We start from the raw sequence: 21,766 nt of genomic DNA on the forward strand, positions 1-21,766 counted from the left end.
ACTAGAAACCAGGATCCCAATCAACTTCGATTGTTCGAGCAGTCAGATCAATGTTCTTGATCACCTGCTCTTCCAGGAACGGAATCAACCGCTCCTTTGCACCAAAGGCATCTTTTACATTGGCCTCAACCACCAACACATCGTTGGAGCCGGTTTCCATCAATTCGGTCACCTTGCCTAGGTCATATCCCTTGGTGGTCACTACCGAGCAACCAATCAGGTCACGCCAGTAGAACTCGCCCTCAGGCAACGCAGGCAATAGATCAGCGGGTACGCCGATCTCGACATTGGTCAATGCCAGGGCATCTTCGCGCACATCGATACCATCGAGTTTGCAGATCAGACCCTTGTTGTGACGTTTCCAGGATGAAACCCGAATTTCACGCCACGCCCCGTTCTGATTAATCAGCCAGGGGTTGTAATCGAAAATCGCTTCGGCAACATCGGTGAAGGAGTTCACTTTAAGCCAGCCCTTGATGCCGTAAACGGTCCCCAGGGTGCCCAGAACTACAGGTTTTTCCACCTTAACTCCTTACCGTTTGGCTGATTAAGCAGCTTTGGCAGCGTCTTTGATCAGCTTGGCAACGCGCTCAGAAACAGCGGCACCAGTAGCAACCCAATGCTCGATACGAGCCAGGTCCAGGTTCAGCTTTTCAGCCTGACCAGAAGCAACCGGGTTGAAGAAACCAACGCGCTCGATGAAACGACCGTCGCGGGCGTTACGGCTGTCAGCAACTACTACCTGGTAGAACGGACGCTTTTTCGCGCCACCACGTTGTAAACGAATGGTTACCATATCGTCCTCATTAACATCTAATGAACAAGGCCCGCAAACACGCGGACCCTAGCTTAAAATAAGCCGCATAATTCTACTTGGATTCGTAATAATTGCAACCAAGCCAGCCATTTTTTGCGCAGGGCTGCAATGAAAAGGGCCTGCAACTCGCAGACCCTCGCTCAATACCTAACTCCGGATAATCAGAACGGACCGCGACCGCCACCAAATCCCGGTGGCAGCATGTTCTTCATCTGGCTCATCATTTTACGCATGCCGCCCTTGCCGGACATCTTCTTCATCATGCGCTGCATCTCTGTGAACTGCTTGAGCAGCTTGTTCACGTCCTGCACCTGCATGCCGGAACCTGCAGCGATGCGACGCTTGCGAGAGCCCTTGATGAGGTCGGGATGGGCACGCTCTTTCGGCGTCATGGAGCTGATGATGGCCTCCATCCGCACGGTGAGTTTGTCATCCATCTGATCCTTGATGTTGTCCGGCAGGCCGGACATGCCCGGCAGCTTGTCGAGCATACCCATCATGCCGCCCATGTTGCGCATCTGGGCCAACTGCTCGCGGAAGTCCTCGAGATCGAAGCCTTTACCGCTCTTGACCTTGCTGGCCAGCTTGGCCGCTTTCTCTTTATCGACGTTACGCTCCACCTCTTCGATCAGAGAGAGCACATCGCCCATGCCGAGGATGCGAGAGGCGAGGCGATCAGGGTGGAACGGCTCCAGCGCATCGGTCTTCTCGCCCATACCGATGAACTTGACCGGTTTACCGGTGATGTGGCGCACCGACAGGGCGGCACCACCGCGGGCATCGCCGTCCGCCTTGGTGAGGATCACGCCGGTAAGGGGCAGCGCTTCGTTGAACGCCTTGGCGGTGTTGGCGGCATCCTGACCGGTCATGGCATCGACCACGAACAGGGTCTCGACAGGCTTGATGGTGGCGTGCAGATCCTGGATCTCGGCCATCATTTCGCTATCAACATGCAGACGGCCGGCGGTATCGACGATCACCACGTCATAGAATTTCTTGCGCGCCTGATCGATAGCGGCAGTCGCGATGGCAACCGGCTTCTGGCTTGCATCGCTCGGGAAGAAGTCGACGCCGATGTCACCCGCCAGGGTCTCCAGCTGTTTGATCGCCGCAGGGCGATAGACGTCGGCACTGACCACCAACACCTTCTTCTTGTTGCGCTCTTTGAGCAGTTTGGCCAGTTTGCCGACCGTGGTGGTCTTACCGGCCCCCTGCAAACCGGCCATCAGGATAATGGCGGGCGGCTGGGCAGCCAGATTGAGCTGTTCATTGGCCTCCCCCATCACGGTGACCAGCTCGCCGTGCACTATCTTGATGAATGCCTGACCCGGGCTCAGGGATTTGGCCACTTCCTGCCCGACGGCACGCTCCTTGACGCGCGCCACGAAATCACGCACGACCGGCAGGGCGACGTCCGCCTCAAGCAGCGCCATGCGGACTTCGCGCAGGGTCTCTTTGATGTTCTCTTCGGTCAGCCGACCACGGCCACTGACATTGCGCAAGGTGCGCGAGAGTCTTTCAGTCAAATTCTCAAACATGACGCATTCCGGTTCTTGGCGTAATAAATGGGGGCATTATAACCCAGAGCAGCCGCGAGGACGATTATTCACCGCACCGTCGCTCATCTATGCTTCGTCCCTATATATGGGCGGATCGGCCATTGCACAACTGGCGAGCACATCTTGTGCAAGGTATACTGCTCCTCTTATATCCCTAAATGCTTGTGTAACAACGACCTGGTTATGATCGTGATCTCTGTTCTGGCCCTGGCGTTTTATCTGCTGGCCATCATCGCCTCACTGCACCTGCTGCTCAATGCCAAACAAGTCGGGTACGCCCCCCTGTTCGCTTGCGTGGGACTGGCACTGGTAGCCCATGGTGCATCTGTTGCCAGCGAAGTAATGGTGACCCATTCCGGTCAAAACCTGAGCATGCTCAACGTCGCCTCGCTGGTGAGCCTGATCATTAGTTGCTTCATGACCTGCGTCACCCGTCGCTTCAACGGCTGGATCCTGCTGCCGGTAGTCTATAGCTTCTCGGCCCTGTTGCTGGCTGCCAGCGCCTTGATCCCGGGTCGCTACATAACCCATCTGGAGGCCCATCCCCAGCTGTTGCTGCACATCGGCCTCGCCCTGATGGCCTACTCGGTATTGATGATCGCCTGTCTGTTTGCGCTGCAGCTCGCCTGTCTGGACAAGCAGCTTAAATCTCGAAAAATCAGCAATCTGCCAGCCATGCCGCCACTGATGACAGTGGAAAAACGACTGTTTCAGTTGATCTCTGCAGGGGTGCTGCTGCTGACACTCTCCATCGCCTCCGGCCTCTTCTTCCTCGAAGATATGTTCGCCCAGGGCAAGTCTCACAAGGCAGTGCTCTCCATCCTGGCATGGTGTGTCTACGTGTTGCTGCTGTGGGGTCATCACACCTATGGCTGGCGCGGCCGTAAAGTCATCACACTCAGTCTGATCGGCAGCTTCATCCTGACTCTTGCCTACTTTGGCAGTCGCTTCGTCAAAGAAGTGCTGTTGAGCTGACACCTATACTCTTTTAGCCATACCATCCAACAGGAGCCCTTTTTGGACAGCATCTCAACGAGTACATTACTGATTGTTCTCGTTATCTTGATCCTTCTTTCCGCCTTTTTCTCCAGTTCCGAAACCGGCCTGATGTCCATTAACCGCTACAAACTGCGGCATCTGGCACAGACCAAACACAAAGCCGCACGTCGCGTCGAGCAACTGCTCGCCCGCCCCGATCGCCTGCTGGGGCTGATCCTGATCGGCAACAATCTGGTCAATATCCTCGCCTCCGCCATCGCCACCATCGTCTGTATCCGGCTGTTTGGTGATCTCGGGGTCGCCATCGCCACCTTCGGGCTGACCCTGGTGGTACTGGTATTCGGTGAAGTGACCCCCAAGACCCTGGCCGCCATGTTTCCGGAGAAGATCGCCTATCCCGCCTCCTGGATCCTCAAGGGGCTGATGGGGCCGCTCTCACCGCTGGTCTGGCTGATCAACGGCATCACCAGCGGCCTGCTCAAGATGCTGAAGATCAATCCCAGCAAGGATGACTCCCTCAACACCGAGGAGCTGCGCACCATAGTCAATGAGGCGGGTAACCTGATCCCCCAGCGTCATCAGGAGATGCTGCTGAGCATTCTGGATCTCGACAAGATGCTGGTCGAGGACATCATGGTGCCACGCAGCGATATCTACGCCATCGACATCAACGATGACTGGAAGAGCATCCAGCGCCAGCTGGCCCACTGCGCTCACACCAAGATCCTCCTCTATCGCGACAATATCGACGACGTTGTCGGATTTTTACACGCACGCGATGCCCTTAGACTGGTAGCCAGGGACCAGTTCAACAAATCGAGTCTGTTGCGAGAAGTGGACGAGATCTACTTCATTCCGGAAGGAACGCCGCTCAACGTGCAGCTGGCCAAATTCCAGCGTAACAAGGAGCGAATTGGCCTGATCGTCGACGAATACGGCGATATTCAGGGTCTAATCACTCTGGACGACATTCTGGAAGAGATCGTCGGCGACTTCACCACCTCCATGACGCCAGCGCCGAGCGACGAGATCCATCCCCAGTCAGATGGTTCTTATCTGGTCGAAGGCTCAGCCAATATTCGTGAGCTGAACAAGGAGATGAACTGGCACCTGCCCATCGACGGCCCGCGTACCCTCAACGGTCTGATCCTCGAATATCTAGAGGAGCTCCCCCAGCCCAACATCGGGATCCGGCTGGCCGGTTATCCTATCGAGATCCTCGATGTGGAGAACAACATGGTGAAGATGGCGCGGATCATGCCGGCATCGTATCGGGCGGAGTCGGATCCGCAAGATTGAAAAAGGGCTGCCAGTGGCAGCCCTTTTCTGTTGCTCATCGTCACTGTTCATCTTCATCATCCGGCTCCAGCACCAGCGTCGGGATCAACTCGCCGAACACCCGTTGCAGCTCGTCACGGTTGGCCAGCAGGTCTTGCAGCGTATAGCTGTCCATCACCGCCAGAAACGCATCCATCGCCTCTTTCAGCGCACTCTTGAGCAAACAGACAGAGACGATGTGGCAAGCGGGCGAGCCGCAGTCAATGCCGTCCAGATTGCCTTCCAGCGCCCTGATCACCTGCCCGATATTGATGGTGGCGGGATCGCAAGCCATGCGAATACCGCCATTCTTGCCCCGCTGGGATTGCAGATAGCCCAGCTTCACCAGCTGATTGACCACCTTCACCATGTGGTTGCGGGAAACGCCATACAGGGCCGATACCTTGGCAACGCTCGACAACTCCCCTTCCGGCAGGGTGGCAAGATAGAGCAGGGCTCTCAATCCAAAATCTGTATAACTGGTTAGTCTCATAAAACCTGATTAGCGCGATGCGAAAAGTGGAGTATTGATTCAAATCAAATAAACATCTAGGATGCCACTTATTAAATGACATTTTATATGTTTAATTAGAACGAGGCCCCTATGCTAGATCAAACCACCGTTGCCGTCATCAAAAGCACCATTCCGCTGCTCGAATCGGCAGGCCCTGCCCTCACCCAGCACTTCTACCAGCGGATGTTCAGCCATAACCCGGAGCTGAAAGATATCTTCAACCTGGCCCATCAACGCAGTGGCGGCCAGCCGCTGGCCCTGTTCAATGCAGTCGCCGCGTATGCAAAGAATATCGACAATCTGGGAGCGCTCGCCGGTGCGGTCGAGCGGATTGCGCACAAACATACCGGATTCCTGATCCAGCCGGAACAATATCACATTGTAGGTAGTCATCTCTTGGCCACGCTCAAAGAATTGGGCGGAAGTGCGGTCACCGACGAGGTGCTGGAGGCATGGGGCAAGGCGTATGGCGTGCTGGCCGACATCTTCATCGGCCGCGAGCAGGAGATCTATCAGGAGAAGGCCAATCAGGATGGTGGCTGGCAAGGTACCCGCACCTTCATCATCAAGGAGAAGCGAGCCGAGAGCGACCTCATCACCTCCTTCCTGCTGGCGCCGGAAGATGGCAAGCCGGTACTGACCTTCAAACCGGGCCAATACCTCAGCATCAAGCTGGTTCACCCCGAGCTGGAATATCAGGAGATCCGCCAATACTCCCTCTCCGATGCCCCCAACGGGCAGGATTACCGCATCAGCGTCAAGCGTGAGCCGCAGGGTCAGGTCTCCAACCTGCTGCACGATCACCTGCAGGTGGGTGACAAGATCGAGGTGATGCCCCCTACCGGCGATTTCTATCTGAAAGCCGACAGCCAGACCCCGGTGGTACTGCTCTCCGCCGGTGTCGGCGTGACGCCGATGATGAGCATGCTCAACCAGTTGCTGGCGAACGGCCATCAGGCTGATGTCACCTGGCTGCACGCCTGCGAACAGGGTGCTGTACACGCCTTCCGGGAGGATATTCAGCAAAAATCCCGCCAGCATCCCAACTTGCTGAGCCGGATCTGGTATCGGGAGCCGGAGGCCAGTGATGTGCAGGGGCAAGATTACGATCTGGCCGGCACCATGGATCTGACTGCCGTGAAGGAGCGCATCACGCCAGAGGCCCACTACTACTTCTGTGGCCCTGTCGGCTTCATGCAAGAGATCAAGCGGCAGCTGCTGGCTGCTGGGGTACCAACGGGGCAGCTCCATTACGAAGTTTTTGGCCCCCACCAAGATCTCTAAGGCGCAGGCAGCCATATAACAGAGGGAGGTTCCGGCTTGTCATGGCACGGCGGCTGGAACCGGACCCACAGGTGCAGATCTGTGGGTCATTTTTTTGGATCAGTGCATCGCCTTGGCGCGGGCCACCACGTTGGCCGGCATCCGGTTGCCAAGACGGCTGAGCAGACTCGCCGCCTTCTGGTGCAGCGCCTTGTCACCTATGACGGAGCCATGGAGCCAGCGATAGGCGTCCTCATAATCAAGCGGACTGCCCATCCCCTGCAACAGCATCTCGACCCACTCGATGCGAGCCCGCAGAAAACCGAGGCTGGCCGCCTCGCGCATCAGAGTTTCGGCTCGCACCAAATCCTTCTGCACCAAAGTTCCTTTCCAGTAGTAGCGCCCCAGCTGCTCCAGCGCTGGCGCCAACCCCTGATTGGCCGCCTCCCACATATATTGCACCCCGAGTTCGGCATTGGATTTGGTACAGACACCCCACGCCAGCATATCCCCCCAGAGGAATTGATAGGCCGGGATCTTCATCACCGAGGCGCGCGCTTCGATATCCTGAGTCAGCTGACAGCGATCCTGCTTCACCTGAGTGAGGTGACGCCCCTGCTCAATCCAGTTGAGCAACTCGTCCTGACGATAGAGTGGCACCGCCTGCAACTCGCCAGCGGCCAGAGGTGCGGGAGGCGCCACCACAGCAGCAGGTTCCACCGGTTTTGGCAGCGGCGCGGCCCCCTCGCCACTGCTGGTAACGGGGGTGACCGGCTCGGCCGGGAGCAAGACGGGGACTGCCTCAGAGGGCGCTGGCGTAGCAGCAGAGACAGGGGCCGTTGACACCGCAGCACTGCTTGCGGTCGGTGCCGATGCACTTGCTGCAGGCACATCGCTCGATACGGCAGCCGATACCGCCTCGGCACCATAGAGGGGCGCGGTGAATGTACCGACAAGAATGAGAAGGGTAAGGGGTTTCATCATAAGGATCTCCTGCTGCACTCTGTTATCGGCACCAAGCCCCATCCCCTTAGCCTGCCGGGCGGATCTCATCAATACAAAAGGGAGCCGAAGCTCCCTTGTTGGCACGGTTGACCCGCTTACTTGACGAAATCGACACCCAGCTGGATATCGGCTTTCAGGGTAGCCAGCATGCCTTCCATCGCTTCCTGCTCGAACGCGCTCAGCTTGCCGTAATCCAGTACGGTTTCGACGCCATTCTTGCCCAGCAGTACCGGCTGTGCGAAGAAGGTGGCGTGCTCGCCGTTGCCTTCAACGTAGGCGCACTCAACAACGTTGGCTTCGCCCTGCAGACCCTTGATGAGGGAGAGACCGAAACGGCAAGCCGCCTGACCCATGGAGAGGGTCGCAGAACCGCCACCGGCTTTGGCTTCCACCACTTCGGTACCGGCATTCTGGATGCGCTTGGTCATGGCTGCCACTTCTTCAGCGGTGAAGGAAGCGCCTTCAATCTGGGAGAGCAGCGGCAGGATGGTGACGCCACTGTGACCACCGATCACGTTGACGCGTACCTTGTCGATGTTCAACCCTTTGGCAGCGGCCACGAAGGTCTCGGCGCGGATCACGTCCAGGGTGGTGACACCGAACAGGCGACGCTTGTCATAGACACCGGCTTTCTTCAGCACTTCGGCGGCGATAGCCACAGTGGTGTTGACCGGGTTGGTGATGATGCCGATCAGTGCTTTCGGGCAAGTGGCCGCGCACTTCTCGACCAGATTCTTGACGATACCGGCGTTGATATTGAACAGGTCGGAGCGATCCATCCCCGGCTTGCGTGCCACACCGGCGGAGATCAGCACCACATCGGCCCCAACCAGCGCAGGAGTCGGATCTTCACCGCAGAAGCCCTTGATGGCGACGTCGGTAGGAATATGACTGAGGTCAACGGCCACACCCGGGGTAACCGGGGCGATGTCATACAGGCTCAGCTCGGAGCCAGCCGGCAGACGGTTTTTCAACAGCAGAGCGAGGGCTTGACCGATGCCACCAGCGGCACCCAGAACGGCAACTTTCATGATCAACTCCATGTTTAAGCGTAGGTTTAAGGTTGTTTGTTGTTGTGCGCCCAACCTTAATGGATCCCCCCATAAAAAACAATCTGATAACAGTTGCAGTCACGGGTTCTGTGAGCCACGAAACATGCGGGAGCAAAAATTGGAGGGAAATACAAAAAGTTGGAGGAGAAGCACAGTTTTTCTGCACTTCTCCTTACCATAAAGAGGTAGATCTGAGGGTCTCAGGATTGGAATGCCAGCGCCCGTTTTTCACACCAGCGAAAACCAATTGTTAACAATCCGTTCATCGCCAGATAAAGCCCACCAGCCACCCCGAACACAGCCAGGGTATCGTAGGTCTGGGCGTTCAACCCCTGCGCCAGCCCCATGATGTCCATGATGGTGATAGTACTGGCGAGGGAGCTCCCCTTGAGCACCAGGATCACCTCGTTGGAGTAGGCAGGCACCAGATGACGGGCGGCGTGGCGCACCTTCATCCACAAGGTCTGGCGGCCATTAAAACCAAGCGCCCGGCACGCCTCCACCTCACCAGCCGGGATGGCATCGAGCGCCCCCTTGAACAACCGGGTGGAGTAGGCCGCCGTGTTGAGACCCAGCGCCAGCACGGCGCAGAACCAGGGCTGCTTGAGCAGCGGCCAGAGCGGGCCGGCTTTCAGCCACTCGAACTGGCCCGGCCCGTAGTAAATCAGGAAGATCTGAATGAGCAGCGGCGTGCCGGTAAAGAGCAGCACCCACAGCTGCACCAGCTGGGTCGCCACCGGCAGGCGCAGCTCCAACACCCAGGTCATCAGGGCTGCCAACACAATCCCCAGCAGCAGGCTGAACAGGGTCAGCTCCAGCGTGGTGACCAGACCGCCCAGCAACGTAACGAGATACTCTTGCATCAGTTAGCCTCCGTAGCGGCGGGTGTAGCGGGCAGCCAGCCCGAGGCCATATTCACTCACCAGACTGATGGCCAGATAGATGAGGGCGGCGGCGGCATACCAGGTGAAAGGCTCATAGGTACTGGCCGAGGCCATCTGCGCCTGACGCATCATCTCGTTGACCCCGATAAGCGACACCAGCGCGGTATCTTTCAGCAACACCAGCCACTGGTTGCCGAGGCCCGGCAGGGCATAACGCCACGCCTGCGGCAACACGATGCGAAAGAAGATGTGGCTCTTGCTCAACCCCAACGCCAGCGCCGCCAACCGTTGACCTGAAGGCACCGCATTGAGCGCCGCCCGCAGGGTCTGGGTCGCATAGCTGGCAAACAGCAGGGAGAGCGCCAGCACCCCACAGGCGAACGGGCTGAACTCCACATACTCGCCAGTGATGAGGAACAGCACCTGGGTCGAGCCGAAGTAGATGAACAGCACCACCAGCAACTCGGGCAGACCACGGATCAGCGTGGTCAGGGTGGCCACCGGCCACACCAATGCACGCTGCTTGCTGAGCTCGGCGGCACTGAACGCCAGCGCCAATACCATGCCCCCGACCAGTGATGCCAAGGCCAGCCCGAGGGTCATCCAGGCTGCATCCAACAACAGGCTCAACATGGCTTACTGCGCGAAGTATTTGTCGAAGATTTTCTGATAGGTGCCGTTGGCCTTGATCTCGGCCAGCCCCTTGTTCAGCTGGGTCAGCAGCTCCTGATTGCCCTTGGCGACCGCGATGCCAAAGCCGGTACCGAAGTACTTGGCATCCGTCACCGGCGCACCCACCACCGCATACTCCTTGTGCTGCTTCAGCCAGTCGGCAGCAACGGCGGTATCGGCAAAGACACCGTCGGTACGGCCATTCATCATGTCGAGGAAGGCGCTCTGGTAGCTGGCGTACGGCACGGTCAGCAGACCCTTGCTCACCCAGTTATCAACCAGATAGGACTGGTGAGAGGTACCGTTCTGCACGCCGACTGTCTTGTCGACCATCTCTTCCGGCCCCTTGAAGGCCCCTTTCTTGGCGACGAATACGGCCGAGTTCTCGTAGTAGATGTCAGAGAAATCGACCTGAGCGGCCCGCTCAGGGGTCACGTCCATGGCGGCGATGGCGGCATCGTAGCGACGGAATTTGAGGCTGGGGATCAGGCTGTCAAAGGCCTGGTTGTGGAAGCTGCACTCCAGCTTGGCCTGCTCGCAGATGGCGCGCGCCAGATCGATGTCAAAACCCTGAAACTCGTTCTTGTCATCCAGGTATTCGAACGGTGCGTAGGTGGCCTCGGTGGCGAACTTGATCTCTTTGGCCATGACGGAGGTACTCAACAGGCCCATGGCAGCAACCAACAACAGACTCTTTTTCATGACAGCTTCCTTATCGATTCAATATCAATGCATCAAGAATTCGGCAAACCGGCTGGTTTGCGGGGATTGGAAAATGGCGGCGGTGCCGGATTCGATGATCCGCCCCTTCTCCAGATAAATCACCTGGCTGGCCACCTTGCGGGCAAAGTCGACCTCGTGGGTCACCACCACCTGGGTAATGCCGGTCTGGCTCAGGTTGCGGATGATCTCGGCCACCTCTTTGGTGATCTCGGGATCGAGGGCAGCTGTCGGCTCGTCAAACAGCAGCACTTCCGGGTCCATCATCAGGGTACGGGCAATGGCCACCCGCTGCTGCTGACCGCCAGAGAGACGGGCAGGCCAGGCATCGCGCTTGTCGGCCAGTTGCAGCTGGGCCAGCAGGTAGGCCCCCTTCTCGATGGCGGCCTCCTTGCTCATGCCGAGCACCTTGACCGGCGCTTCAATCAGATTCTCCATCACAGTGAGATGTGGCCAGAGATTGTACTGCTGGAACACCATGCCCACCTTGCGGCGCAGCAGTTGGGACTGGCGGTTGAATTCGGCAGCAGAGAGGGAGTTCGGGAAAGAAAATTCACTTTCGCCAATCCGCAGAACACCCGCATCCGGGGTATCCAGCAGATTCATCATCCGTAGTAGGGAACTCTTGCCAGCACCGCTCGGGCCCAGCAACACCAAGGTTTCACCGGGGGATGTCCGAAAGCTGACCTGTTGCAGAACCGGCACCTTGTGCCAAGACTTCTCGATACCTATTAATTCAATACCCATACAGCCCAATTGAATAAGTTTTCAAAATTTCATCCCGATTCTATCCCTAATAAAGGTTGATGCAAGCCATTTTTGAATCAATATGCAGAACAAGCGCCGCTTCCTTGCAAAAAACGGCATATGAATGCAAAATGGCCCCGCTGTTCGTATCTGCCGCCTGTATCGCGCAGGCCGCCACACCTCCTCATTCGTGAGACCAAGATGAAACACAACGACAAGCAAGAAAAACTGGCCAAGGCCTTTAAAGCCTTGCTGAAAGAAGAGCGCTTTGGCTCCCAGGCAGAAATCGTCACCGCCCTGCAAGAGCTGGGCTTCGAGAACATCAACCAGTCCAAGGTATCGCGCATGCTGAGCCGCTTCGGCGCCGTTCGCACTCGCAACGCCAAGATGGAGATGGTCTACTGCCTGCCGGTGGAACTGGGCGTGCCCACCACCTCCAGCCCGCTCAAGAATCTGGTACTGGACGTCGATCACAACGGCGCACTGGTGGTGATCCACACCAGCCCGGGTGCAGCCCAGCTGATCGCCCGCCTGCTCGACTCCCTCGGCAAGGCAGAGGGGATCCTCGGCACCATCGCCGGTGATGACACCATCTTCATCACCCCGACCAGCGACACCGATATCGAAGAGCTCTACCTCTCCGCCCTCGAGCTGTTCGAACAGACTCCGTAATGGCCGCTACCGCGTCATAGCGGTCACGCCAGAACGAAAAATCCCGGCCAAGGCCGGGATTTTTGTTTTCTGAGTCTTCGTCAGGCGGGCTTATTTGCCCTGCGCCATCAAAAAACCTTCCGATGGGGCGAAGAAAGCCGCGCCGGTCACCGCCTTGGTAAAGCGCAGCAGGTGGTCGAAGTGGCTGCCCTCCCCCTTGTACATGCTGGCCAGCATGGCGTTGAAGTGCTGAGGAGTGCGGCAGCAGGAGATGAAGTAGAGCCCCTGCTCGGTCATGGTGCCCCAGGGCATGCTCTGGCGCAGGATCTCCATGGACTCTCCCTTCGGAGTCTTGAGATTGACCCGCTTGATGTGGGCGGTCAGCGGTTTGGCGGCAGACTCATACTCGATGTTATCGGGCTTGGTGCGACCGATAATGTCTTCCTGCTCTTTTTGCGCCAGCTTCTCCCAGTCGCTCATGGCATGGACCCAGCGCTGGACATGAATGTAGGAGCCACCGGCAAACTCGCCTTCCGCCACCAGCGCCACTTCGGCACGGTGCTCATCCTGCGGGTTCTCGGTGCCATCGACGAAACCGGTCAGGTCACGGCAATCCAGGTTGCGGAAACCGCGCACCTCTTCGGCCAGCTCGACCAGTCCGGCCAGCAGTGCCATCACACGGTGACCTGCGTGGTGCAGCACATCCACCCGATCGGCGCGCAGCTGGATAAAGAGATCAAACGGGGTGTTGGGCGCTTCCTGACCATTGGCGGATTGCGCCATAAAGCTGCGGAACTGGGGTGGACGGGCGGCAGGGTAGAGACCATCCCAAGCGTCGGAGCCAACAGCAACCAGACCGCTGAAACCGGCATCAGGGAAATCGGCGGCGACCGCCTGCCACAAGGCGGGCAGTTTGGCCAGACGGCCGACCAGTTCGGCGGCATCGCCGGTACGATTGAACATCAGATAGAGGGCGTGCAGATTCGGCTCTGCGCAGATCCCGGCTTGGGCTTTCATATATCTCTCCCCTGAATAGGCGTTAGCGTTACGGGCTATTTGCGTTGCGCGATTATAAACCAGAGTGGATCCAGTTCTTTGATTTCACGACGATATCACGCGTTCAGGGCAAAGGGGCAAATAACACCAACCCATGGGGGGCAACCTTGATCCGTGCCCGCATCCCATCAAGGGGCTCGCCAATGCTCGCCTCCAGTTGCAGATCGCCACACTCGAACAGCACCCGGCAGTGGTGACCGAGGAACTGCTGCTCCACCACCTTAAGCTCGCCATCTGCGGCGCTCTCCAGCAGCAGTTGCTGGGGGCGGAGCATCAGCTGCAACTGCTCACCCACCGCCCGGCCATGAGGCTCACTGCCACAAATGACCCCGAGCGCCGTCTGCACGCAGTGGCTGTCCACCACCTCGGCAGCCAGATAGTTGACCCCACCGAGAAACTCCGCCACGAAGCGGTTTTGCGGACGGCGATAGAGCTGCTCCGGCTGGCCCACCTGTTCGATGTGACCAGCGCGAAACAGCGCCAGCCGATCGGCGAAGGCGAACGCCTCTTCCTTGCTGTGGCTGACGAAGATGGCGCCAATCCCCTGCTGCTTGAGCAGGGCGCGGATCTCGAGGATCAGCTTCATCCGCACCTGGGTGTCGATGTTGGAGAAGGGTTCATCCAGCAACATCAGCCGCGGCTTGCACACCAGCGCCCGGGCGATGGCCACCCGCTGCTGCTGGCCACCGGAGAGCTGGTGCGGATAGCGATCCCCCAGCCCCTGCAGATTGACCAGCGCCAGCGCCTCGTCCACCTGCTGCTGGCGAGCACGGCGGTCGAGTTTGGTCAGACCGAAGCCGACGTTGTCGGCCACCGTCAGGTGGGGGAAGAGGGCGTAATCCTGAAAGATCATCCCGATGTTGCGCGCCTCGGGCGGCACGCTGGCACCCGGCCCGTCGAGCAGGATATCGCCGAGGCGAATCGAGCCCTCTGCCAACGGCAGCAGCCCGGCGATAGCCTTGAGCAACGTGGTTTTGCCGCAGCCACTGGCTCCCAGCAGGCAGACGATCTCGTTGTCTGCCACCGTCAGGGAGAGCTGCTCCAGCACATTGCGGCCGTTGTAACGACAGCTGACATTTTCAACCTGCAAACAGGACAAGGCTGACTTCCTCTCGTTTCTGGCGGTGCGCGGCCTTTTTCCGCACACCGTATGCAATTTAATTGACCGACGCGGCGACTCAGTGGCCCGGACTGTCCAGAGTGCGGTTGACCCAGATCAGCGGCAACAGTCCCACCAGCACAATGACGATAGCCCCCAGCGCGCCGCGCTCCAGCATCTCGTCCGAGACGAACTGATAGACGTGGGTCGCCAGAGTATCGAAGTTGAACGGCCGCAGCAGCAGGGCGGCGGGCAGCTCCTTCATGGATTCGATGAACACCAGCATGGCACCGGCAAACAGGCCACGGCGCACCAGCGGCAGATGGACCCGGCGCAGCATGCCGCCATCCCCTTGCCCAAGAGAGCGGGCTGCCATGTCGAGACTGGGGGAGATCTTGCCCATGCTGCTCTCAACCGAGCCGATGGCGATGGCCACGAAGCGCACCAGATAGCCGAACACGATGGCGGTAATGGTGCCGGTCAGCAGCAAGCCCGGCCCCTGACGCCCGAGCCACTCGGCCAGATCGTTGATGGCAAAGTCGAGGGCGGTGAGCGGCACCAGCACCCCGATGGCGAGCACGGTACCCGGCATGGCGTAGCCCATGGCGGCGATGCGCAGAGGCAGCAGACTCTTTATCCCGCCATCGAGACGGCGGAAGAAGCCGAGCAGCAGGGCAATCCCCATCGCCAGCAGAGCGGTCAGCGCCGAGATAGCCAAGCTGTTGCCGGCGAAGCGGACAAACTCCGGCGTCCACGACAATTCGAAGTAGCGCACCCCGTAATCGAGCAGGATGACAAACGGCAGGCCGAAACCGGCCAGCACTAGCCCCCAGCACCAAAAAGCGGCCAGAGCGCGACTCATCCCCTTGAGCGGATAGCGCAGCGGCTGCTCATGGCCCATGGACTTCTGGAACACCTGCTGCCGACTGCGCGAGCGGCGCTCCAGCGCGATCAACAGCACCACTGCCAGCAACATCAGGCAGGAGAGTTTAGCCGCGGTGGCCAGACTGCCATAGCCGAGCCAGGTGTCGTAGACCGCAGTGGTCAGGGTGTTGATGGCAAAGAAGTGGACGGTGGCGAAATCGGCCAGCGTTTCCATGGCCACCAGCGATACCGCCACCATGATGGCGGGGCGCGCCAGCGGCAGACTGAGACGACGAAAGCTCTGCCACGGGGTACAGCCGAGCAGGCGGCTGGAATGAATGAGGCTGACTGACTGCTCGAGAAAAGAGGCGCGGGTCAGCAGATAGACATAGGGGAACAGCACCAGCGCCAGCACCCAGGCGGCGCCGCCAAGGGAGCGAATGGCCGGAAACCAGTAATCGGCTGGACTGTTCCAGCCAAAGAGTGCTCGCAACCCGGCCTGTAGGGGGCCCGAGTAGTCGAGCAGGTCGGTATAGACGTAGGCGACGATATAGGAGGGCATCGCCATTGGCAGCATCAAGGCCCACTGCAGGGCGCGCCGCCCCGGTACCTGACACATGGCCACCAGCCAGCCTGTAGGCACGCCAAACAGCAAGCTGAGCAATACTACGCCGACCACAAGCCCCAGAGTATTGGCCAGATAGTCGAGCAGCACTGTATTGGCGAGGTGGCGAAACAGCTCCCCCTCAGCCGAGAAGGCAGAGAAAAGCAGGGCTATAACCGGTAAACCCAGCAGCAGGGCGATGGCCCAGCTGCCGGTCATCCATCCAAAATTTTTCATGAGACCACAGATGTTGATGGGGCCGTTGGCCCCATCTGATTACAAATCGAACTTCACTTCATCCAGCAACTGCAAGGCGTCCTTGCGGTGCTTGGCGTAATCGCTGACCGGTAGTGCGTCAGACTTGAAACTGCCCCAGGACTTGACCATGGCGGAAGGCTCGACCCCGGCCTTGACCGGATACTCGGCGTTCACGTCCGCATACATGTGCTGGGCGGTGTCACCAGCCAGAAACTCCATCAGCTTCTGGGCCTCGACCTTGTTCTTGGCATACTTGGTCATGGCCACGCCGCTCACGTTGACGTGGGCACCGCGGTCAGCCTGATTCGGGAAGTTGATATAAACCGCATCCGCCCAGGACTTCTGCGCCGGATCTTTCAACATGGCGCCCAGATAGTAACTGTTGCCGAGCGACACGTCACAGATACCATCCTTGATCGCCTTGACCTGATCCCGGTCGTTGCCCTGCGGTTTGCGCGCCAGGTTGGCCTTGACCCCTTCCAGCCAGGTTTTGGTCTCGGCCATGCCGTGATGGGCGATCATCGAGGAGACCAGCGCCACATTGTACTCATGCTTGCCGCTGCGGGTGCAGATTTTCCCTTTGAATTCCGGCTTGGCCAGATCTTCGTAGCTGATGGTGTCGAGCTTGCCGAGACGATCCTTGCTGGAGTAGATGGCGCGCACCCGGGTGGTCAGCGCAAACCAGCGATTCTCCGGATCACGATAGATGGCGGGGATGTTCTCCTGCAGGATCTTGCTATCCACCGGCTGCACCAGCCCCTTGTCCACCAGATCGGTCAGACGGCTGATATCGACGGTCAGCATCAGGTCGGCCGGAGAGAGCTTGCCTTCCCGCTCCAGACGCTCGTTCAACCCCTCTTTGGCGAACACCACGTTCACCTTGATGCCAGATTCCTTCTCGAACTGCTGGATGATGGGCTTGATCAGCTCATCCTGGCGGTTGGAGTAGACATTCACTTCCCCGGCCGCCAATGCCGACTGAGCTGCCAACGCAGAGAAAGCCAGTGCCAACATCTTCATTTTCATCATCCATTCCTTGATTAGCCATACAGAGTGATAACGATTTCCGTTTGCATTCTGCATACATCTTATAAGCGGATCAAGAAAGCTCGCCGTCGCCACATCACATATTTAATCGCCCACAAATGAAAAGGGCCGGATGGAATCCCATTCGGCCTCTTCAGAGCAAAACGTTATGTTGATCAGGCTTCAATAAGCGCTCACTCCATCGGGATTCCCCGAGATCGGGAGGTCAACAGATCTGTACGTCACGGATGCGGTTCATCACAGCGCCTCGTCGTCACTTTCGCCGGTGCGGATGCGCACCGCTTGCAGCAAGTCGTAGACAAAAATCTTGCCGTCGCCGATCTTGCCGGTATAGGCCGCCTTGCAGATCGCCTCGATCACCCCTTCCACGTTATCATCGGCGGTAGCAATCTCCAGCTTCACCTTGGGCAGGAAGTCGACCTGATACTCGGCTCCCCGGTATAATTCGGTGTGTCCCTTCTGGCGGCCAAATCCCTTGACCTCGGACACGGTCAGCCCTTCCACCCCCAGGTTGGCAATAGCCTCGCGGACATCGTCCAACTTGAACGGTTTGATAATCGCACTAATCAGCTTCATCTGGTTGCTCCCAATCCATGGTGTGTCATGAATCGGGTTTCAATTCTTATGCCAAGTATTTTTATTGTTTTATTTCATATAGATAGAGTTTAATGCCCGCGCCATTCGCCAGGCACATCCCCATAACCGGCCAGCACGCCCCATAATGAGGCACCATGCTGCAGCGGTCAGCGGGTATGCACCAAACAAGAGCAAAACAGCATGTTAGTTATCTCAAACAGCGTCACGATTCCCTGGCATGAGCTCCAATTTCAGACCATGCGGGCACAGGGCAACGGTGGACAGCACGTCAACAAGACCGACTCCGCCGTCTGGCTGCGCTTCGATTACCGCAACTCTCCCAGCCTGACGCCCCTCTACAAGGAGGGTCTCGACAAGCTGAGCGACAGCCGGGTACACGACGGCTTTATCATGATCAGGGTCGAGAGCCATCGCAGCCAGGACATGAATCGCAAGGAGGCGATGAGCCGTCTGGTGGAGTTGCTGAAGAAAGCAGCCTGGCGCCCCAAGGCCCGCCATGCCACCAAGCCGACCCGCAGCTCCCAACGCAAGCGGGTCGATGCCAAAAAGCGCAAGGGGGATATCAAATCCGCCCGCGGCAAACCGGTTCTGGACTGAGCCAACCCCCAGCCCCCAAAGGATGTCAGCCGATGAGATACAGTTTTTGCGACAGCGCCCGCGGCCCCCTGCTCATTGCCATCAATCAGGATGGTCTGCGCTATGTGGAGTTCGTGCGGGGGGAGCAGCCGGTAACTCCGACCGATGAGTGGCAGCGTGATGACCTGGCTCTTGCTCCTTTCGTCGAGCAGTTCACCGCCTATTTTGCCGGAAAATTGCAGCAGTTCGATCTGCCCATGGCAGCGAAGGGCACCCCGTTCCAGCAAACGGTGTGGAACGCTTTGTGTGATATCCCCTATGGCGAGACCGTGAGCTATCTCGAGATTGCCCAGGCTATCGGCAATCCCAAGGCGGTGCGGGCGGTAGGCGCTGCCAATGGCCGCAATCCGCTGAGCATCATAGTGCCCTGCCATCGGGTGATCGGACGCAGCGGCGAGCTGACCGGCTATGCTGGCGGCATTCCCATCAAGCGCTGGTTGCTCGCTCTGGAACAGACAGGGACAACATTCGAGCTGGCCCCATGAGACGATGAGCTCCTTGGAGAGGGCGGGACAATATGGTGGCCAAAATGAAAAGGCTTTCAGCCAGTAGCCACGCTTTGCTGACAAGATGAACAGAAAATGAAGAATCGCCTCAGAACTACTTCAGATTGAGCTTGGCATGATGGCTCCATACTTGAATGGCACGGCTCATTCGCTGATTCAAGTAGCACCCATGTGACGCTTCCAATCTGTCTTTTCCCCGCGCCTCCTCTGAGGCGCTTTTTTTGTGGCAACACAACAGGCCACCACCCAGGCTGAATGGCCTGAATGCCACAAAATCTGCCCCGCCCAAAAACCAAGAGGCGAAGGATCACCCTTCGCCTCTGACGTAACAGCTGGCTACTCGCTCTGGGGCAGGAACTGCAGCTCCGGCGCCGAGGAGGTCAGCACATCGGCGCAATAATCCCAGGTCGAGATGCGATAGTGCTGCAGATCTTCATCCAGATGCAGGCCGTCCGACTCCTGATGGAACCAGCTGGCAAAACGGGATGGAGTGATGAGCTGGATCTGCTCTTCGATGGCGTGGCTATCCTTCCCCTCGGCCAGATCGCAATCCTCGATGACCCGCAGGGCATAAATATGGCGAAAATAGACCCGGCAGAGGATTTGCGGGGGTAGATCGATGCTGCGCGCCCGCCCCAGCATGATGGTCAGGGAGTCGCTCCAGAGATCCTGATGCAACTCGGCCACAACCAGACCGGGCGGTAGCTGGCGGGACGGAGCCCAAGGGACGGCAACCTGCCGAATGGCATTTTTCTGTTCCATATTCACCTCACGACAACTCGCTCCCTGTCTTGAGTCTATCTGAACCACATAGTCCCGGCGAAGGCAATCGATGGACAATAAAAACGGCAATAAAAAAGCCGACGTATCAAACGTCGGCGAATAAAAAGTGCTTACAACAGAGGATTCACATATTCAGACCCTCGGGTCGAAAGATTGGTTCCCTCTTTTTGTAATTAATTTTCGGCGCGTTTAAACATCAGGGTATTGGCGTCCGACTCTTCCGGCACGAAGTAGTAGCCCTCGGCGTTGAAGCCGGTCAGCTGCTCCACCTCGGTCAGACGGTGCTTGATGATGTGGCGGGCCATCATGCCGCGAGCCTTCTTGGCGTAGAAGCTGATGATCTTGAACTGACCGTTCTTCTCATCCTTGAACACCGGCGTGACGATCCGCCCTTTCAGGCTCTTGGGTCGTACCGACTTGAAATACTCGTCGGAGGCCAGATTGATCAGCACCTCATCCCTCTGGGCTGCCAGCGCGTCGTTGAGGTGATGAGTGATCACCTCCCCCCAGAACTGGTAGAGATCCTTGCCGCGACTATTGTCGAGCCTGGTCCCCATCTCCAGTCGATAGGGCATCATCAGGTCGAGGGGACGCAACACGCCATAGAGGCCGGAGAGCATCCGCAGGTGTGCCTGAGCGAAGTCAAAATCGGCCTCGCTGAAATCCTCTACCGCCAAACCGGTGTAGACATCCCCCTTGAAGGCCAGCAGCGCCTGACGGGCATTGGCGGGGGTGAAATCTGGCTGCCACTCGGCAAACCGGGCGGCATTGAGACCGGCCAGCTTGTCGCTGATCTTCATCAGAGTGGCGATCTGGTCAGGGCTCAGTTGGCGGGCTCGGCTAATCAGTTCGGCGGAGTGATCCAGCAGCTCGGGTTGGGTGAAACGGGGGGTCACCAGCGGTGACTCGTAATCCAGCGTCTTGGCCGGGGAAACCACAATCAGCATAACGTTCCTTTCTGGCTAGGGGCCGAACAGCGGATCGGCCCCATGTTTCATTCATCCAGCGTCACATTTTCCAGTGTGCCGGACCCCAGCTGCTCGCGACCGGAGAGCTTGATCAGCAGCCGCAGGTCGTTGGCCGAGTCGGCATGGGCGAGGGCCTCACTGTAGCCAATCTGGCCGGCGCAGAACAGGCTGAAAAGCGCCTGATCGAAGGTCTGCATGCCCAGTTCGGCAGATTTGGTCATCACCTCCTTGAGACGGTGCATCTCTCCCTTGCGGATTATGTCGGTGATGAGCGGGGTATTGAGCAGGATCTCGAATGCCGCACTGCGCCGCAAACCATCGACACTCGGCACCAGTTGCTGGGCGACAATAGCTCTGAGGTTGAAGGAGAGATCGAACAGAAACTGGCGATGTTTTTCCTGCGGCACCAGATGGAGGATGCGATCCAGCGCCTGGTTGGCGTTGTTGGCATGCAAAGTGGCGAGACAGAGATGGCCGGTCTCGGCGAACTGCAGGGCAAACTCCATGGTCTCCTGACTTCGGATCTCGCCGATCAGGATCACGTCCGGTGCCTGACGCAGCGAGCTTTTCAGTGCTACATCGAACGACTCGGTGTCGATCCCCACCTCCCGCTGGGTCACCAGGCTACGGCCATGCTGATGGACGAACTCCACCGGGTCTTCCACCGTCAGGATATGACCATCGGCATGCTGGTTGCGATAGCCGATCATCGCCGCCTGAGTGGTCGATTTACCCGCCCCGGTGGCACCGACAAACAGCACCAGCCCGCGCTTGGCCATCGCCACCTCCTGCAGGATCCTGGGGAGCTGCAGATCTTCAAAGGTGGGAATGCGGGTCTCGATACGACGAATCACCATACCGGGCAGCTCCTGCTGCCAGAAGGCGCTGACCCGAAAACGACCCAGCGCCTCGCGGTAAATCGCGTAGTTGGCCTCCTTGGTGCGGACATAGCGCTCGAAGTGATCGCTGCTGAGGGTATCCCTGACCAGCGTCAGCGCCCCTTTCTTGTCGAGCGCGTCTCCCCCCAGCGACACCAGATGGCCATTTACCTTGAGAATGGGCGGCGATCCCACCGTCACAAACAGATCCGATCCCTTTCGCTCGACCAGCTGGCTCAGCAGATCATCCAGATTCATCATTTATCCCTC

The 21,766-nt window shown here is 58.4% G+C and carries 24 protein-coding genes; 6 read left to right on the forward strand and 18 right to left on the reverse strand.

From position 1 onward, the window contains the following. Position 1: 1 nt before the first annotated feature. From rimM to ffh, 3 genes are all read right to left on the reverse strand, one after another. Positions 2-523: a ribosome maturation factor RimM gene (gene rimM / locus G5253_RS06715; RefSeq protein WP_005340394.1), complete on the reverse strand. Its 522-nt coding sequence runs from the start codon at positions 521-523 to the stop codon at positions 2-4. A gap of 24 nt (positions 524-547) precedes the next feature. Then, positions 548-796 (reverse strand): 30S ribosomal protein S16, encoded by a 249-nt coding sequence (rpsP, locus tag G5253_RS06720; RefSeq protein WP_216952849.1) that lies wholly within the window; start codon positions 794-796, stop codon positions 548-550. 182 nt (positions 797-978) lie between these two features. Continuing rightward, positions 979-2,355, reverse strand: a complete 1,377-nt coding sequence (ffh, locus tag G5253_RS06725; RefSeq protein ID WP_005341384.1) for a signal recognition particle protein — start codon at positions 2,353-2,355, stop codon at positions 979-981. 204 nt (positions 2,356-2,559) lie between these two features. Between ffh and G5253_RS06730 the strand changes: the two genes are divergently transcribed. Together G5253_RS06730 and G5253_RS06735 are read left to right on the forward strand one after the other, a co-directional pair. After that, positions 2,560-3,351 carry a cytochrome C assembly family protein gene (locus G5253_RS06730; protein ID WP_421202936.1) on the forward strand — a complete coding sequence of 264 codons (792 nt, stop codon included), beginning with the start codon at positions 2,560-2,562 and terminating at the stop codon, positions 3,349-3,351. Between the two features lie 42 nt (positions 3,352-3,393). After that, on the forward strand, positions 3,394-4,674 hold the full coding sequence (locus G5253_RS06735; RefSeq protein WP_421202938.1) for an HlyC/CorC family transporter: 1,281 nt from the start codon (positions 3,394-3,396) through the stop codon (positions 4,672-4,674). Between the two features lie 40 nt (positions 4,675-4,714). On the opposite strand, the gene G5253_RS06740 is transcribed toward G5253_RS06735, so the two are convergent. Then, the gene (locus tag G5253_RS06740; RefSeq protein WP_005340388.1) at positions 4,715-5,185 is read right to left on the reverse strand and encodes an Rrf2 family transcriptional regulator; all 471 of its coding nucleotides are present in this window, start codon (positions 5,183-5,185) and stop codon (positions 4,715-4,717) included. A 111-nt stretch (positions 5,186-5,296) separates the two neighbouring features. Between G5253_RS06740 and hmpA the strand changes: the two genes are divergently transcribed. Beyond that, positions 5,297-6,490: an NO-inducible flavohemoprotein gene (hmpA, locus tag G5253_RS06745; RefSeq protein ID WP_421202940.1), complete on the forward strand. Its 1,194-nt coding sequence runs from the start codon at positions 5,297-5,299 to the stop codon at positions 6,488-6,490. Between the two features lie 99 nt (positions 6,491-6,589). Here the strand turns inward: hmpA and G5253_RS06750 are convergent, their stop codons facing one another. The 6 genes from G5253_RS06750 to G5253_RS06775 all read right to left on the reverse strand — a co-directional run bounded on the left by G5253_RS06750 (position 6,590) and on the right by G5253_RS06775 (position 11,549). Continuing rightward, positions 6,590-7,174, reverse strand: coding sequence for a tetratricopeptide repeat protein (locus tag G5253_RS06750; RefSeq protein ID WP_103251390.1), 585 nt, complete (start codon positions 7,172-7,174; stop codon positions 6,590-6,592). A gap of 395 nt (positions 7,175-7,569) precedes the next feature. Further along, complete coding sequence (gene mdh / locus G5253_RS06755; protein ID WP_005340384.1) at positions 7,570-8,505, reverse strand: malate dehydrogenase; 936 nt, start codon at positions 8,503-8,505, stop codon at positions 7,570-7,572. Positions 8,506-8,726: 221 nt separating this feature from the next. Beyond that, positions 8,727-9,389 (reverse strand): arginine ABC transporter permease ArtM, encoded by a 663-nt coding sequence (artM, locus tag G5253_RS06760; protein ID WP_216952846.1) that lies wholly within the window; start codon positions 9,387-9,389, stop codon positions 8,727-8,729. A gap of 3 nt (positions 9,390-9,392) precedes the next feature. Then, a complete protein-coding gene (gene artQ, locus G5253_RS06765; RefSeq protein ID WP_319919510.1) occupies positions 9,393-10,043 on the reverse strand; it encodes an arginine ABC transporter permease ArtQ in 651 nt (216 codons plus the stop codon). A 3-nt stretch (positions 10,044-10,046) separates the two neighbouring features. Beyond that, complete coding sequence (locus G5253_RS06770; protein WP_005340381.1) at positions 10,047-10,784, reverse strand: transporter substrate-binding domain-containing protein; 738 nt, start codon at positions 10,782-10,784, stop codon at positions 10,047-10,049. 24 nt (positions 10,785-10,808) lie between these two features. Continuing rightward, complete coding sequence (locus G5253_RS06775; protein ID WP_005357971.1) at positions 10,809-11,549, reverse strand: ATP-binding cassette domain-containing protein; 741 nt, start codon at positions 11,547-11,549, stop codon at positions 10,809-10,811. A 201-nt stretch (positions 11,550-11,750) separates the two neighbouring features. Between G5253_RS06775 and argR the strand changes: the two genes are divergently transcribed. Continuing rightward, positions 11,751-12,221, forward strand: coding sequence for a transcriptional regulator ArgR (argR, locus tag G5253_RS06780; RefSeq protein WP_005340378.1), 471 nt, complete (start codon positions 11,751-11,753; stop codon positions 12,219-12,221). A 90-nt stretch (positions 12,222-12,311) separates the two neighbouring features. On the opposite strand, the gene G5253_RS06785 is transcribed toward argR, so the two are convergent. The 5 genes from G5253_RS06785 to glnK all read right to left on the reverse strand — a co-directional run bounded on the left by G5253_RS06785 (position 12,312) and on the right by glnK (position 17,704). Next, positions 12,312-13,217 (reverse strand): Dyp-type peroxidase, encoded by a 906-nt coding sequence (locus tag G5253_RS06785; protein WP_268012429.1) that lies wholly within the window; start codon positions 13,215-13,217, stop codon positions 12,312-12,314. A 103-nt stretch (positions 13,218-13,320) separates the two neighbouring features. Continuing rightward, positions 13,321-14,355, reverse strand: a complete 1,035-nt coding sequence (locus G5253_RS06790) for an ABC transporter ATP-binding protein (protein WP_421202943.1) — start codon at positions 14,353-14,355, stop codon at positions 13,321-13,323. A 79-nt stretch (positions 14,356-14,434) separates the two neighbouring features. Beyond that, complete coding sequence (locus G5253_RS06795) at positions 14,435-16,060, reverse strand: ABC transporter permease (protein ID WP_421202945.1); 1,626 nt, start codon at positions 16,058-16,060, stop codon at positions 14,435-14,437. A gap of 39 nt (positions 16,061-16,099) precedes the next feature. Then, positions 16,100-17,107 carry a Fe(3+) ABC transporter substrate-binding protein gene (locus G5253_RS06800; protein ID WP_213391893.1) on the reverse strand — a complete coding sequence of 336 codons (1,008 nt, stop codon included), beginning with the start codon at positions 17,105-17,107 and terminating at the stop codon, positions 16,100-16,102. Positions 17,108-17,365: 258 nt separating this feature from the next. Then, positions 17,366-17,704 carry a P-II family nitrogen regulator gene (glnK, locus tag G5253_RS06805; protein WP_005341406.1) on the reverse strand — a complete coding sequence of 113 codons (339 nt, stop codon included), beginning with the start codon at positions 17,702-17,704 and terminating at the stop codon, positions 17,366-17,368. 201 nt (positions 17,705-17,905) lie between these two features. Between glnK and arfB the strand changes: the two genes are divergently transcribed. Both arfB and G5253_RS06815 read left to right on the forward strand, forming a co-directional pair. Beyond that, entirely contained in the window at positions 17,906-18,322 is a 417-nt protein-coding gene (arfB, locus tag G5253_RS06810) for an alternative ribosome rescue aminoacyl-tRNA hydrolase ArfB (protein WP_111806077.1), read from the forward strand. Between the two features lie 32 nt (positions 18,323-18,354). After that, positions 18,355-18,846 carry a methylated-DNA--[protein]-cysteine S-methyltransferase gene (locus tag G5253_RS06815; protein ID WP_139461351.1) on the forward strand — a complete coding sequence of 164 codons (492 nt, stop codon included), beginning with the start codon at positions 18,355-18,357 and terminating at the stop codon, positions 18,844-18,846. A 357-nt stretch (positions 18,847-19,203) separates the two neighbouring features. On the opposite strand, the gene G5253_RS06820 is transcribed toward G5253_RS06815, so the two are convergent. The 3 genes from G5253_RS06820 to tapU form a co-directional block, all read right to left on the reverse strand. Next, the gene (locus G5253_RS06820) at positions 19,204-19,629 is read right to left on the reverse strand and encodes a hypothetical protein (protein ID WP_005340360.1); all 426 of its coding nucleotides are present in this window, start codon (positions 19,627-19,629) and stop codon (positions 19,204-19,206) included. Positions 19,630-19,823: 194 nt separating this feature from the next. After that, positions 19,824-20,597, reverse strand: coding sequence for a peroxide stress protein YaaA (gene yaaA, locus G5253_RS06825; RefSeq protein ID WP_270905201.1), 774 nt, complete (start codon positions 20,595-20,597; stop codon positions 19,824-19,826). A 47-nt stretch (positions 20,598-20,644) separates the two neighbouring features. After that, a complete protein-coding gene (gene tapU / locus G5253_RS06830) occupies positions 20,645-21,754 on the reverse strand; it encodes a type IVa pilus ATPase TapU (RefSeq protein ID WP_216954525.1) in 1,110 nt (369 codons plus the stop codon). Between the last annotated feature and the right edge of the window lie 12 nt (positions 21,755-21,766).

The sequence above is a fragment of the Aeromonas sp. 602658 genome (assembly GCF_049173005.1).
GTDB classification, from domain to species: domain Bacteria; phylum Pseudomonadota; class Gammaproteobacteria; order Enterobacterales; family Aeromonadaceae; genus Aeromonas; species Aeromonas veronii_A.